The sequence below is a fragment of the Paenibacillus massiliensis 2301065 = DSM 16942 genome (assembly GCF_000377505.1).
Classification (GTDB): Bacteria; Bacillota; Bacilli; order Paenibacillales; family Paenibacillaceae; genus Paenibacillus; species Paenibacillus massiliensis.
In genome coordinates, this window is the sequence record NZ_KB898198.1 from 106,972 (window position 1) to 122,150 (window position 15,179).

Annotated in this window: 11 protein-coding genes; 3 read left to right on the forward strand and 8 right to left on the reverse strand. The window is 50.4% G+C overall.

Going from position 1 to position 15,179, the window contains the following annotated elements:
- Positions 1-8 precede the first annotated feature (8 nt).
- The 3 genes from D328_RS0123155 to D328_RS0123165 all read right to left on the reverse strand — a co-directional run bounded on the left by D328_RS0123155 (position 9) and on the right by D328_RS0123165 (position 3,996).
- Positions 9-1,112, reverse strand: a complete 1,104-nt coding sequence (locus D328_RS0123155) for a pentapeptide repeat-containing protein (RefSeq protein ID WP_018887440.1) — start codon at positions 1,110-1,112, stop codon at positions 9-11.
- A 22-nt stretch (positions 1,113-1,134) separates the two neighbouring features.
- Positions 1,135-2,628, reverse strand: a complete 1,494-nt coding sequence (locus tag D328_RS0123160) for a hypothetical protein (protein WP_051091198.1) — start codon at positions 2,626-2,628, stop codon at positions 1,135-1,137.
- A gap of 255 nt (positions 2,629-2,883) precedes the next feature.
- Positions 2,884-3,996, reverse strand: a complete 1,113-nt coding sequence (locus D328_RS0123165) for a WG repeat-containing protein (RefSeq protein ID WP_018887442.1) — start codon at positions 3,994-3,996, stop codon at positions 2,884-2,886.
- Positions 3,997-4,389: 393 nt separating this feature from the next.
- Between D328_RS0123165 and D328_RS0123170 the strand changes: the two genes are divergently transcribed.
- On the forward strand, positions 4,390-6,333 hold the full coding sequence (locus D328_RS0123170; RefSeq protein WP_018887443.1) for an NAD(P)/FAD-dependent oxidoreductase: 1,944 nt from the start codon (positions 4,390-4,392) through the stop codon (positions 6,331-6,333).
- A gap of 431 nt (positions 6,334-6,764) precedes the next feature.
- On the opposite strand, the gene cysK is transcribed toward D328_RS0123170, so the two are convergent.
- Positions 6,765-7,706 (reverse strand): cysteine synthase A, encoded by a 942-nt coding sequence (gene cysK, locus D328_RS0123175; RefSeq protein ID WP_018887444.1) that lies wholly within the window; start codon positions 7,704-7,706, stop codon positions 6,765-6,767.
- Between the two features lie 456 nt (positions 7,707-8,162).
- On the opposite strand from cysK, the gene D328_RS0123180 reads away from it, so the two are divergent.
- Positions 8,163-9,185: a serine hydrolase domain-containing protein gene (locus D328_RS0123180; RefSeq protein ID WP_018887445.1), complete on the forward strand. Its 1,023-nt coding sequence runs from the start codon at positions 8,163-8,165 to the stop codon at positions 9,183-9,185.
- Positions 9,186-9,352: 167 nt separating this feature from the next.
- Here D328_RS0123180 and D328_RS0123185 read toward each other — a convergent pair whose 3' ends face one another.
- Positions 9,353-10,552 (reverse strand): DUF4179 domain-containing protein, encoded by a 1,200-nt coding sequence (locus tag D328_RS0123185; RefSeq protein ID WP_018887446.1) that lies wholly within the window; start codon positions 10,550-10,552, stop codon positions 9,353-9,355.
- Positions 10,524-11,117 carry an RNA polymerase sigma factor gene (locus D328_RS0123190; protein WP_018887447.1) on the reverse strand — a complete coding sequence of 198 codons (594 nt, stop codon included), beginning with the start codon at positions 11,115-11,117 and terminating at the stop codon, positions 10,524-10,526. The genes D328_RS0123185 and D328_RS0123190 overlap by 29 nt, the downstream gene beginning before the upstream one ends.
- A gap of 281 nt (positions 11,118-11,398) precedes the next feature.
- Here D328_RS0123190 and D328_RS0123195 point away from each other — a divergent pair, with 281 nt between their 5' ends.
- Complete coding sequence (locus D328_RS0123195) at positions 11,399-12,442, forward strand: serine hydrolase domain-containing protein (RefSeq protein ID WP_018887448.1); 1,044 nt, start codon at positions 11,399-11,401, stop codon at positions 12,440-12,442.
- A gap of 164 nt (positions 12,443-12,606) precedes the next feature.
- Here D328_RS0123195 and treR read toward each other — a convergent pair whose 3' ends face one another.
- Together treR and treC are read right to left on the reverse strand one after the other, a co-directional pair.
- Positions 12,607-13,326 carry a trehalose operon repressor gene (gene treR / locus D328_RS0123200; RefSeq protein ID WP_018887449.1) on the reverse strand — a complete coding sequence of 240 codons (720 nt, stop codon included), beginning with the start codon at positions 13,324-13,326 and terminating at the stop codon, positions 12,607-12,609.
- Between the two features lie 54 nt (positions 13,327-13,380).
- Complete coding sequence (treC, locus tag D328_RS0123205; protein ID WP_018887450.1) at positions 13,381-15,135, reverse strand: alpha,alpha-phosphotrehalase; 1,755 nt, start codon at positions 15,133-15,135, stop codon at positions 13,381-13,383.
- Between the last annotated feature and the right edge of the window lie 44 nt (positions 15,136-15,179).

A 15,179-nucleotide genomic window follows, 5' to 3' on the forward strand; every position in this document is an offset into this window, starting at 1 on the left:
TGTCCTCCTTACTCCGTCCAGATGATGGAACGGGTTTGAAGCTCACTTAGTCGCCAGCTCTGGCTGTACTTACGTGGTACACGAGTCCCTTGCATGGAGGCTCCCGCGAAGTAAGCATGCTCAAAGCCTTCCGCATCCGTAAAATCCACCCCATCCAGGCAAGCATGCTCGAAGCGTACCCCGCATAGCCCCGGTGAACGTTCTCCCCCTTCTCTTCTGGCTAGTGCACTGGCGCGGCGAAAGCTGGTGTTCGCAAGCTGACTGAATCGAAAATCGGCATCCGTCAGCAAGGAGCCCTCAAAGCTGCTCTCCTGCAAGGTGGCGTACTGCCAGCGGCTTCCGATCAGAATACATCCTTCGAATCGACTGGCAATGAGTTCACTATGGCTAAAATCGTTATATCGTAAATCCCGCTCCGATATATGCAGATGCGGCCATGCAAGCTGCTTCAGATTCTCGTAGACATACGGCTTGTCCTCATCCGCTTGCTGCAATTGCTCCACCCGTTCGTCGGCGCTTATCACTTCCAGATCCTCGATATATACACTCTCACTATAGTCTCTATATTCGCCCGTTCGAATCATGAGACGATTCGCTTTATCCATGCCCTGATACTCCGGCAACTCTATGGCCGCAGGCAATGCCAAGTGGAGAAGAGCCTTTACATATTGATGAAAATAAGGAACCAGCCCCAATATCAGATGCTCGACATCAGCAGGATGGATGGAGCCCATGTATTTTTTGCGTGCCTGCTCCAGCTCTAGTACCATCTGCCCCAGGGGCGCATACGCCCATGAGGCATCATAGGTGCAACGAATCTCTGAGTCGTCCGTGTACCACCCGGCGGAATAAGCCTCCATCATATACAGGTACGACTGCTCCAGCACCTGCGTACGCAGCAAGGAATAGTGAATATAGCCGATCGGTCCTTGATGGCCCCATTCCTGCTGCTGATGGATCTGCATGCATAGGTGTCGGAACGAAGCGAGGACATCCGTGATCAACTGTCCCTGGCACTGATGAAATGTAGTCTCAAGAAGGTCCAACTGATGATTGAGGAGCGGGGCCACCTCCTGTTCTCTGAAGTGCTGTAGCGCTGACAACCTGTCCATGGCTGTGAGTCCTCCCCTCGAATCAGTTCATTTTGATTTCGGTGCCAGAAATGATGGTCTTATCGTTAAGCGTCACGGTATTCCCCTTACCCGAGAGCTCGATCGTCTCGGCAGACAGCTGAATACTGCCCGCATTCATGACAATGTCAGAGGCCGCACTGATGCTCACATTCTTGCCGCTGACGATACTGATCCCGGAATTGTCATTCATGACGATCGACATCCCGTCACCGGAAATGACAATTTGGTCGGGAGCCAGCATGATCTCTTTGCCATACTTGGTCCGGAGCGTCTTGATGGCTGGATCGGCCATTCGATCTGTTGCGGGAGCTACCGCATCCACGGAAGGAGCAGGAGCAGCAGCGGTCTGAGACGCCGCTCCAGATGAGGAGCGGCTGGATGTGGCAGACACTTTCCCACTTGCGGAAGCCGCAGGTCTCGCAGCAGGCGCCTGTGCCTGACGCTTCACTGAACTGATGGCATAGCCCTCCTCTTCCTTGTAGCTTGGGAAATAGATACGGATGCTGTCCCCTTCCTCCGGCATGCAGTACCAGCCTGTATTATCCGCGGAGGCGTAGATGGTAGAGTAAGGGAACCAATAATCGGTATTGGGGTCCTGCTGATCGTCCATATCCAGCTTGGCGCGTATTTGATCCTGCCGGACACTTAGCACACTTGCCTGAATCGAGGCGCCAATAATTGAGCGATTATAATCCTTGATCGGACGCAGCCCACTCCGGGGTGACAGCTTGGCGGTGTGCATCAGCACACCATCACGCATTTCGGTTACGACCTCGGCCACGAGCAGCAATTGACCTTTGAATGTCACCTCATAACCCGGCTCCAGCAGATTCTCACTCTGAACCTCGAATTGTATAAAGTCCGTATCGTGTACCCCAGGAATGCGGTTGTCTACAGCCGTCTGATACGCGGCTACCCGCTTGGTTGCCTTGTAGTAAGGAGATTGCAGCTCTCCCTTGCTTAATCCCATAGGCATCCCAAAATAAAACTTGGGAACACCGTAGCCCACTGCTGGTATTAGAGGGGAATAGAAATGAGAGGCCATTCGCTTCAGGAACTGCCAATCGGTCTCGTCATATTGCATGATGAAGGTCCCTATGGCTTTCTGCTGGGTGACCACATCCATCGCCTCCCCTTTGGGGTAATCTGACATGATCTGCTCGATTAAGCCAGCATAGGTAAGCCGAGGATTCTGGAAGGATCGCGAACGTCGCTTAATATCCAACTGGTAGGTATGCGAGATCGCTTCAAAGGTAAGATAATGAACTCCATGCACGACCTTCTCCTCTACATTCAGGGCGATCCCACGAAATAGAGCCTGGCGCTTACCCGACTTATCCCTCACGAATGCCTTGACCTCAGTCTCTTCATCTGAGGCGCGTACATATCGTTCTCGATTCTCTTCCGCAATAATGCCGCTGCATATCATCCGTGCATGATCATTGACTGTCTTGATAATCCTCAGCTCATGTAACCGAATAAAGGTATATGGCATGACTTCAATGTGACCGTAAGTTATCGTAGAATCCACTTGAACCCTCCTTGATCATCGAATAATTTCAAATAATGACCAAAAATTTCTATAAGATTTTGATTATCCATTATATACATCTATCGGATGAATGAGGGTATTGATTTACAGAAAAGACCATTCGAAATAGAAATTGTATTAAGTCACAAAAGAAAGAACCAGCCCTTCATTGAAGAAGTGCTGGCTCTCTCAGCTTCCATCCAGAGAATCATTATTTTTTTATTTTTTCACGCTGCTATTCCTTACGGATTTAGCCAGAATATATCCCTTGCCGTCTTTGATAGCAATTGCATAGCCCCGTTGGAAAGATGATCCATCCGTGTATTCCAGCTTCGTTAGCAGTCTGCCTTGGCGATCGATATACCCATATGTTCCACTTGGGTTATTTTTCGAGACAATCCCTACACGGGCGAGTCCTTGGGAGAACTCTCCTGCAGAGTTGTATTTCTGATACCCAATGACGAGCTTGCCCGCTGAATTGATGTACCCTACCTGTCTATTCTTATTAAACACAGCTGCGAGCCCTTCGGAGAAGCCCCAGGCATCTGCAAATTGGTGAGCGATTACAGTTTTCCCCTGTTTGTTAATGTAGCCCCACTTGCCAGCAGCATTCTGCACCGGAGCCAGCCCCTCTTGGAAATCCCCTGCCGAGACATAGCGGAACGGAATGACCTGCTTGCCCTTACTATTGATGTAGCCATACTGTCCTGCATCGTTGCCCACAAGAGCGAGCCCTTCCGAGAAGCTACGGGCGTAGTCGAATGCATAAGGAATAGCCAGTTCTCCCTTGGTATTCACATATCCGAGACGCCCTGTTGGCTTCGCATAGGCTGTAGCAAGCCCTTCGGCAAATTGAAATTCTGAATCATAGACCGATGTCAGTGTTATCTGTATGGCCCCGACACGATCCACGAAGAACTCACCACCCTCCGCATCCTTCACATGGGCGATACCCTCCGAAAAAGGAGCAACCTCTGCATATTTACAGGGAATTACGAGCTTTCCTTGCGTATTGATATAACCATATCGCTCTGTGGTCGTGTCCTTGACTATAGCTCGCTGCTCCCGAAAATCAGAGACAGCCTTCACGCCAGAAGATAACGTAAATGCGGGTACGCCCTTCGTGTTGTAGTATACTCTCTCACCGTTCGCCAATTGAGAGAACAGCAGCCCATCGTGGAAGGCGCCGTCACTTTGCGGCCATATCGGCTCATGATCCATGGCAGACTTCACGATCTGTATCTCCGTCTTCGCTCCAGCAGCCCAACCGGTCAAGGGGAGGGTTACCGTCATGCATAACAGCAGCAGTGTTGCTCCAATTTTTCTGATCATGCGTGAGCTCCTTTGTTTTCAGGTGATTGATCTGTAAATAAAAACCATTTCCAGTACATTAGACGTAATGCTTACATAAAAGTTTCCATATTTCATCATTCATCTCCGCCCATTTCAAGCCTGCTGAAGTCAAGCTCCACTCCAGGTAGATGAAGAAGATAAACCGTCATACGAATGGTGCGATAGATTGAGCCCGTTGAGGCTCCCTATCATGTGTTTAATCAGAGCTCAATGAACAAAAAACATAAATTGTGACTATTTTCACTTACCCATGTATCCACCTCCTATATATTTTAAGTGAATTATATTACTCGAGAGTAACATTTGGATTTGTCGTCTATTCCATTACAAACATGCGTTGACAGACACTATTGCAGCAGGAGGTTCACACCTATGAGCTATTCGTACGACAGACTATTCACCCCTTTCAAGATTGGCAGCATGGAAGTGAAGAATCGAATCGTGATGTCCCCTATGGGCACCAACTCAGCAAGTCCTGATGGAAGAATTTCATTGGAAGAGATTGATTACTACGAGGAACGGGCCAAGGGCGGCACTGGAATGATCATTCTTGGTGCACAATTTTTGACGGAGGATCTGGCACAGGGTGTGTTGGAGGGCATTGTGGAAAAGGATTATGTCATTCCGCTCCTGACCGATCTCGTCGATGCCGTGCAGCACCACGGTACGAAGATTATCGCACAGCTAAGCTGTGGTACAGGCCGTAATGCGTTGCCAGACCGTTCCGGGAAGCCTCCTGTGTCTGCCTCGGCGATTCCAGCCATCTATAATCCAGAAGTCCTGTGCCACCCGCTCACCGTCGAGGAAATTCAGACGATCATGCATCAATTCACCGATTCGGCAGCCCGATTGAAGCGGGCCGGCTTCGATGGCATTGAGGTTCACGCCCATGCTGGTTATCTGATTGATCAGTTCATGTCCCCGATCTGGAATCAACGTGAGGATGAATACGGCGGAACGACTGAGAAACGAATGCGATTCGCCGTCGAAATTGTACAGGCCATTCGCACAGCCGTTGGCCCGGACATGCCAATCCTGTTCAGGATCGCGCTGGATCATCGCTTTGAAGGTGGACGAACCGTGGACGATAGCCTCGAAATGCTGCAAATTCTGGAGCGCGCGGGAGTCGATGCGATTGATATTGACGCAGGCTCCTATGAGCGGATTGATTATATTTTTCCACCAGCTTATCTGGGGGATGCCTGCATGGATTATATCTGTGCACCTGCTCGGCAGGCCGTGAGCATACCCATTCTGAACTCGGGCAGCCACACGCCAGAGAGTGCCCTGCGTCTGATCGAGTCGGGCGATGCCGACTTCGTGATGTTCGGACGGGCCCTCATCGCTGACGCCGAGCTGCCGAACAAGCTGCGTGAGCAGCGGCGCGAGGATATCCGTCCCTGCATTCGCTGCAACGAGGAATGCATTGGCCGGATCATCGAGCGAAATACCAAGATTAGTTGCGCGGTTAACATACAGGCTGCGAACGAGAAGCGTTTTGCCATACATCAGACAGACACGCCCAAGAACATTGTGGTCATCGGCGGCGGGCCCTCCGGTCTGGAAGCAGCACGGGTAGCAGCCCTCAAGGGGCACCGTGTGGCACTGTACGAGAAAGAGGCGACGGTCGGCGGACAGGTAACCAGCGCAGCTACCCCTGAATTCAAAGGCCAACTACGTGCCTTGATTGGCTGGTATGAGCGTCAGCTACAGCAGTCGGGCGTGGAGTTACACCTTAATTATGAAATGAAGCCAGAGGACCCGATCCTTGCAGCAGCGGATCACATCTTCATTGGTGCTGGTGCAGTACCGCTCGTACCACCGATCCCCGGCATTGACGGTAGTCATGTCGTTGGTGCAATCGAAGCACATGTGCAAAAGGAGCTTGTCCGTGGAGAGCACATTGTGATTACTGGCGGTGGATTGACCGGCTGTGATCTAGGGCTGGAGCTGGCTATGGAAGGCAAGCAAGTGACGATCGTTGAGATGCGACCTGAGGCAGGTCAGGATGTGATGTATATTAACAAGGCAGCATTAATGCCGATGCTCGATAGCTATGGTGTGAAGATTCTTGGTGGGCATAAGGTTCTTTCCTTTGAGGAACATGGCCTGCATGCTGAACGAAGTGACGGCACCAAAGTGTTCATTGAAGCAGACACCATGATCAATGCATTTGGTATGAGAAGAAATTACGCGATAGCTGAGCTTATTCGAGCCACGTATGGGCACAAGACTAGTCTCATTGGGGACTGTGTAAAGATCGGCAAGGTGGGCAGCGCCGTGCGTTCTGGTTTCTATGCGGCGAATTCCATTTAGGAGCAGGATGACCGGGTCCTGCACTTCTTGCTGATTGTACCACTTACTGCCTCGACCAGATTACCTGTGAGTGTACAGGCAGCTTCTGCAAGTGGGAGCCCAGCCGGCCCTGTCGACCATTGGTAAGCTCGCTGTCAACGTACTAACATACACGCCATATATAAAAAGAGCCAAACTCCCGTTCATTGATGGGAGCTTGGCTTTTTGCCTTATCCACTTCTGAAATAACACCTCATACGTCTACGTCGAACCAGAACGTACAACGATTGTGCCCACAAGTGTAACCTCATTCCGATTTTCCATGCTTTAAGTATTCGCTATTTTTGCTGTATCTGCTGTATCTGCTGTATTTGCTGTATTTGCTGTATTTGCTGTATTTTCCGCCCTTACCGCACCTTACATAGAAGCTCCGCCCCTGTCCACATCTGCGGCTAAGACCGACCGCTCTCCAGCTCGAAGATACCTGAGCTTAAATAACGCTCCCCGTTATCCGGGGCAATGCACAGCACCCTACTACCCGCTCCAAGGCGACGTGCCTCCTGCAGTGCTGTCCAGACTGATGCACCGGAAGAAGGGCCGACCAGTATTCCTTCCTGTCGTGCGAGCTGTCGCATCGTATTCAGCGCGTCTTCATCCCTGACCTGCATAATCTCATCGTAGACCTCACGATTCAGCACTGGCGGGATGAAGCCCGGGCTCGTACCGACCAACTTGTGCGGCCCAGGCTCCCCCCCGGAGAGCACGGGAGAGCCCTGTGGCTCCACGACCACAATCCGTAGATCCGGTAGCTCCTTGCGCAGCTCCTCCCCTGTCCCCGTAATGGTTCCACCTGTACCTGATGTTGCCACGAAGACATCTAGCCTGCCCCCCGTCTGCTGCATAATCTCCCGGGCAGTCGTACCACGATGCGCATTCGGATTAGCCGGGTTCTCGAACTGCTGGGGCATGAAGCTGCCCGGGATCTGTACCAGCAGCTCCTGAGCCTTACGAATCGCACCTGGCATACGCTCTTCCCCAGGGGTCAGAATGACCTCCGCTCCGTACGCCTGCATAATCTGAATCCGCTCCTTGCTCATGTTAGAGGGCATCGTGATAATGAGACGATATCCCTTGGCAGCGGCATTCATGGCTAGTCCGATCCCGGTATTTCCGCTCGTCGGCTCGATGATCGTCGCACCTGGCTGCAGTATCCCGTCACGCTCGGCCTGCTCGATCAGATTGCGGGCTGCACGGTCCTTGACGCTTCCGCTAGGGTTGAAGTATTCCAGCTTCACCAGCACCTCAGCGTCCTCGGGGCCTACGAGATTGCGAAGACGCACGGCCGGGGTTCCACCGATCAGGTCGGTAATATTGTTCACCGTTATGGCTTCCATACGTTATACTCCACTCCCTGTTATCTGCTTAATAGCTTCGCTGTTATCTTTGTTATCCAATAATGCTCAGTACAATACGAGTGCGCTACACTGAATCTGTAGACTAGCCTGTAAAATATGATTGTAATCTAGCATCCGCCTTGTGGCTTGTCAAATAGACCTGTTGGTACCATAGGGATGCAGCTCAAATTACTCCAATTCCAGTACCTCTACCAGATCAAATGTGAGTATTGAGTCGCTTTCCGTTAACCACTGCCCTTTCCCGATCATTCACCATGAAATTAGATCAGTCAACGTACTTGTTGATGGTAGCTACAGGGGGAATCATCCACTGCTCAGGCTAAAGTATCTTGTGCGAAGCTAATGCTCATCTACACGAGCATGTACTTCATTATTTACTGGTATAATAACAGAAAATAACAGGCACAGCGCCAAGCACCTACAGAAAGGAACCTTATGAATCTCTCCCATCTGGATACCATCATTCCACCACTTGACCTGAGAAGCTGTCTTATTAGTCACCAGGGGAAGCTGATATATGAGCATTATCGGAATACCGAGGCTGCAACAGATGTAGCCAAGATCAACTCCTGCACCAAAAGTATTGTGTCCGCGCTGATCTGCATTGCAATGGATCATGACATGCTGCCGGGTACAAGCACCCCCATCACGGAGTTTTTTCCGCAGCTAAGACACGACAGTGATTCGCGCAAAAAAGAAATTACACTGGAGCAACTGCTTACGATGACAGCCGGCTTCGATTGGACTGAGTTCGGCGGCGATAATTCCTTTCCCCGTATGACACGTACAGCGGATTGGGTGGAATTCGCTTTGGACCAACCCTTAAGAGACACGCCCGGGACACGAATGGAGTATAACTCCGGGGTATCCCAGCTGTTAACGGCCATTCTTGTCCAAGCATCTGGCATGTCCGTTACCCGGTTTGCAGAGCAGCAACTATTCGGACCGCTAGACATTACAGCCTATTCATGGGATCAGGACCCGCAAGGCATCCATACCGGAGGGTTTGGCCTACGGATGCGCCCAGACGATCTGCTCAAATTCGGAGAGCTATACCTTCAACAGGGCGTCTGGAAAGGCCAAACGGTCATTTCACGCGAGCTGGTCGCCCGATCCACGCACGCGGCTATACTTGTAGAGCCACCCTGGCGCGGAGGCTATGGCTGGCATTGGTGGTCTGATACCTATCAGTTTGATTCGAATCAAACTAATACTAACCAAACTGATACTAACCAAACTGATACTAATCAAGCTGATTCACGTGAGCGTCCTGATGCTTCTACAGATCATGTCCTTAGGTACTATTACGCCCGTGGATACGGAGGACAGTTCGTGCATGTCATACCCCAGCTTGAGCTCGTTACAGTACTCACGAACGATAAGCGCAAGCGGGACAAGCCGCCTACGGAGGTATTCGAGCGCTTCCTTGCACCTGTGCTGGCGGATATGCTCAGGTGAACATGAATATTCAGATTAGAGCTGATCCAAGCAACAAATAGAAAACAGCCATCCGCCAGATTCCTTCGAACTGGCAGATGGCTGCTTACCTATACTTTAATTCATCCGATAGATTATTCATAGCCTTACTACTTTATCTACTGAACGATCCTGCTCCTGATTATGAATTAACGCTCCAGCGGTACGTTCATCTCCAGTTCCTTGAGATATGTCCGGTCTCCGTTGCTGATCATCTTCCCGTTGTCGTCCAGCTTCTCACCAACAACACTCCAATCCGCAGGCTTCATAGTGAAAGTGAACGGCTTAATCGTAACGGATTTGGCGTTCGGACTAATGGCAGCATATAACTCATCCACATGGTACTCGGTCAGAGGCTTGCTGTGGAAGAATCCGAGTCTCCGCTGCTCCAGCACCTTGCCTTGGTCATCCACGATCTCATAATACATCATGGTCGGAGCATATTCTCCTGTCTGCTCAAATGAAGCAGGTACTTCTCCTTTACTGTCCAGTATCAGACGTGTGCTTGTCGCGGTGGTTTCCAGCTTCTTCACCGTGTAGCTGAAGTCTCCGCTGCTCTTCGTCTCATTCGGCTGAACGGTGAGCTTACTTTGGTCAAGCTTTACAGGCACCTTGAACTCATAAGCTCCATCTACTCGGGTCACCTCCGTACGAACGGTCAGTTCAAATTCATTCGGTAGGGCATCTACTTCGGTATATTCCGCAAAGACGGCATTCAAATTGGATGGATCATCTCCAAAGCTCCCAAAGAGTGTGACCTTCTGACCATTAATCAAAATCTCGGGAGACTTAATGTAGCCCTTTTCTTGTTTTTCCTCAGGGATTTTGCGGGATTTCACCCACTCATCGTCCCCTCCCTCCATCTTAGCATCCATAGGAATGTATGGACTTGCGGCGTTCTCCGGAAAAATCTCACCCTCGCGCTCAATGGAGAAACTCAGACGAGTACCATCATACAGCACATTCGTCAGCGTTAGAGTAACGCCGTCCTTCGTGACTTGTTCAAGCGGTTGCGTCAGAATACCTTGATCTACGGCTCGCTGGATTTCATCCGCATTCAGTCCGTAGAACACTGCTCCGATACCCGGGATTTGCTTCAAAGCACTCGCCATCGTCGGCGACACAAAACCTGCTCCAACTACACCTGTTCCCAATACAGCAGCTACAGAGGCCGCAATTACAGTCCGTTGTACTATCTTGGATTTCGTTCGCTGTCTGGTCATGGTACGTTCTCCTAACTTGTTCATGATTTCCTTACTCATACTTCCTCGCGGCATCTGGGAATCCTGAATCCTTTGCTCCAGCTGTTCAAGCTCTTGCTCATAAGTGCGAACGGGCTGTCTGTCCATGCAGAAATCCTCCTTTGCTTGTATGCTCCATTAGCTTACGACGAAGTCGTTCATATTTCTTGCGTAGTGTGGCTGGCTTGATGTTCATGATTGCCCCGATCTCATCGAAGCTGTATTGCTCAACAGCCTTCAGCAGCAGAATATGACGCTCCTCCGGTGTCAGATAGGTCAACAGCTCTTCAATAACTGTGGCATAAGGGGATACCTGCACGACAGGCTCCGTCTTCTTGAACTCATTCACCAGCTTCAGCCAGCGACTTTGCTTCTTCTTGATATTCATTAAATGGTTGTAGGCTATCTTATACAGCCACGCCGAGAAGGTCGCCTGCCTCTGATACCGTTCAAGATTCTCATAAGCTCTTATGAAAATATCTTGTACGGCATCCTCTGTCTCCTCATGGTTCCTCAAGATGTAATAGCAATAGGTATACATCTGGCGTTCAAATTCCAGAATAATGATCTCATAAGCCTCCTGCTCGCCAGCCTTGACCCGCTCTACGGCCTGTTCGATGCGTTGGTATTTATCACGTTTTACCTGCATGTCCCCGGGGATGGTTGCCTGCACTGGCTCACCTCCTTGTCTTGATGCCTATATAACAATTCTAAGAAAGTGTTTGTGACATCATTTGATGGCGTTATTTCTTCATAATAATCTTCATTTCCAAATTCCTCATGTACGTCTTGGTTCTATGACTAATAATTTTCCCTTTGCGATCCTTCACTGCTCATTCCGTACTTGTCGCTCCGCTGTCACTTCTCCGTGCTAGTAGATCTGTACATGATTTCGATTTATATGTATATTGATGGAAAATGGAGTTCCATGATGGAAGAAAGGACTTTCACTACATGACACAAATCACTTCAACAACAATTAATACATTGACGCTTAAATTACATGAGACGATGGAACGTGTAGATTTCTCAGGGACAATCATGTTGCACGAAAACGGCGATACTCCCCTTCTGCTTCTAACTCGTGGCAAGGCGAATCGGGCAGAGGACCTGCCGATTCAGCTCGATACCCGCTTCGGCATTGCTTCTGGATGCAAGGTGTTCACTGCCGTTAGCATCTGCCAATTGGTGGAGCAGGGTAAGCTGTCACTGGACACACGACTAAAGGACTGCCTGAGTGTAGATTTTCCACTATGGGATGCAGGAATTACGATTCGGCAGTTGCTCACGCATACGGCAGGAATTCCCGATTATTTCGACGAGGAAGTAATGGATGATTTTGAGGAGCTATGGAAGCAGCGCCCGGTGTATGGACTGCGGAAGCTTCGTGACTTCCTCCCTATGTTCAGTGAAGCACCTATGAAGTTTCAGCCAGGTGAGCGATTCCACTATAACAATGCGGGATTTATCGTCCTTGGCCTAATTGTAGAGCAGCAGACGGGGAGCAGTTTCACCGATTATGTGGAACGTCATATTTTTGCCCCAAGTGGCATGAGCTCCTCTGGGTATTTTGCTATGGATAATCTTCCACGCCATACAGCCCTTGGCTATATCCAGAACGATGACGGCAGCTGGCGAACGAATATTTTCTCGGTGCCTGTCAAAGGCGGGGCTGACGGTGGGGCCTATGTAACAGCTCCCGATATGCTGCTCTTCTGGAATGCTCTTCTGGATGGCAAGCTGCTTGGGCGCGAGATGCTGCTGCAGTTGCTCACCCCGCATGTACATGAACAGGATGAATCCTATTACGGTTACGGAATATGGATTGAACAGCAGGAGAAGGAGATTCGCAAATACCATCTGATGGGCTTTGATCCTGGCGTCAGCTTCATGTCCGCTGTATATCCTCAGCACGGCTTGAAGCTCGTCATCACCTCTAACCAGAGTCGGGGACCGTATCCCATTATGAAGGCCATTGAGGAGATTCTGAGGCTATAGGAACCTAGCGCAAAAAGACGATTCGCTCTTTATGAGGAATCGTCTTTTTGCGTTTGTACGATTTCATGAGTTCATGATTTCATGAGTTCATGATTCCATGAGTTCATGATTCCATGAGTTCATGAATTGCACGGTTTGTACAATTTCGTAGCGGTTGGCAAAGCTTATGGCTTCATACGCCGGGCAAAATCAACAAATCTGAACTTGTCGAGCCGATGCCTGGACTCAGTATATTGGAACAACATCGCATCCCTCAAATACACATAGTTCCGCACCACCACAACCTGCTCATACCCCTGTAGGTCCATATAGCGTCGATCATCCTCATCGACAGACTCTACGGTAATTTCCTTCCGAGCGAAGCTGATCTCCAGCCCCAGTCTGCCCTCCAGATAATCATAGATGGATTGTTCAGCGATTTCAGGAGTCAGGTCAGGTACAATCTTGGCATCAAAATAATCCTTATCCAGAATGACCCGCTCTCCCTCAATCTCGCGCGCACGCAGCACTTTCCAGACAAGAGCGTTATCCTCCCGCTGTAGCTGCTTGCGAATGTACCGATCCATTGGCAATAGCTCCGTCTGATAGACCAGCGTCCGGGTGGGCTTGCCCATCGTTCCTGACAGCTCCTTGAAGCTGACGAGCCCCGTCACGGGAAAGCTAAGACGGCCCAGCTCCAGCACGAAGGAGCCCTTGCCTCTGATCTTCTGGATGAACCCATTCTGTGACAGCATCGTTAGAGCCTTGCGAACCGTCTCACGTGACGTATTGTAGGCTTCAGCCAGCTCGCTTTCCGAAGGAAGCTTCGTTCCTGCTCGTAGCTGACCTGATTGAATCTGCTCCACTAGCTCATGATATATTGTGACAAATATATTTTCTCTCATTCCTTCTCACCGTCAGTAATTGTAGCATGATTCGCTGTCGATGTGGAATTGCGCTCATACTTCCTTCATGAGATATACAGCCGATTCATAAGGGCGCAGGGTGAGCTTCTGTGGTGCTTCGGGAGTATCCGCATAATTGGACAGCAGTAGCTGCGGCTTGCAGGCGAATAGCTTTGAATCCTTGGGTAGCTCGAAGTATGCTGGCTCATTATAGAAATTATTAATAACCAACAGGTGCTCATCGCTTCCCCATCTCGCATAGGCGAAGAGAGTAGGGTGCTCGTCCAGCAGCAACTCGAATCTGCCAGTAGTCACGATCTCATATTCCTTGCGCAAGCGAATAAGCGCACGATAATGATGATAGACCGATTCCGGGTCAGCCAGGGCTTCCTCCACATGGATATGCTCATGGTTCGCAGCTATCGGAATCCATGGTGTGCCTGTAGTGAAGCCTGCCTGCGCTCCTCCATTCCACTGCACAGGCGTCCGGGAATTATCCCGGGATTTCTGCTTCAGGATCGTCAGGATCTCCTCTTCAGGCAGACCTTGCTCCTGCATGAGCTGGTACATATTCAAGCTCTCTACATCCCGGTAATGAGACAGGGTCTCGAATCCGGGATCAGTCATCCCGATCTCTTCTCCCTGATAGATGTAAGGCGTGCCTTGCAGTAGATGGATTGCCGTCCCCAGCATCTTGGCAGACTGCTTACGGTAGACTCCATCATCTCCATACCGGGACACGACGCGCGGCTGGTCATGGTTGCACCAGAACAGCGCATTCCAGCCACCTCCCTCATGCATGCCCTCCTGCCAGGAAGACAATATGCGCTTGAGCTTCAGGAAATCCATGTCCCCCAGCGCCCATTTCTCCCCTTCCGGATAGTCTACCTTCAGATGATGAAAGTTGAACGTCATACTCAGTTCACGTCGATCCGGGTTCGAATAGAGTACGCACTGCTCAATCGTCGTGGACGACATTTCGCCCACCGTCACGAATTGTGCATCTCCGAATACCTCCCGGTTCATCTCCTGCATGTACTCGTGCACTCGTGGACCATCCGTGTAGAACCTTCTACCATCTCCTGGCGGGATTCGTCCATCATCGTTCGGGAAGTCCTGATCCTTGGAGATGAGATTGATGACGTCCAGCCGGAAGCCATCGATCCCTTGCTCTATCCAGAACTTCATCATTTTGTACACCTCAGCCCGTACCTGCTCATTCTCCCAGTTCAGGTCCGCCTGCGTCTTATCGAACAAGCACAGATAATATTGACCTGTCTGTTCATCGAAGGCCCACGCGGGGCCTCCGAACTTCGACTTCCAGTTATTCGGCGGGCCGCCGTCAACCGGATCTCTCCAGATGTAGAAATCCCGATACGGGTTATCGCGCGAAGCACGTGACTGCTGGAACCAGGCGTGCTCTATTGATGTATGATTGACGACAATGTCGAACATCAGCTTCAGTCCGCGGGTATGACTTTCCGAGATGAGCTCCTGTACGTCCTTCATCGTTCCATATTCAGGATAGATGCTGTAATAATCCCGGATATCATAGCCGTTATCCTGCTGAGGCGAGTCATAGATTGGCGTCAGCCACAGCACATCGACTCCCAGTGAAGCCAGATAATCGAGTCGGGAGATGATTCCCTGAATATCCCCCACTCCATTGCCAGTCGTATCCTGGAAGCTGCGCGGGTAGATCTGGTAGACGACTGCCTTTTTCCACCAAGGAATATCATGGCTACTGCTCTCTGCATGCTGTCTACCATCGTGAATTCTTTTCTGCTCAGTAGTCCTCTCTATACTCATTATCTGCTCACCACCTGTGTATCTTCTGTAGTTCCTTGCTCAAG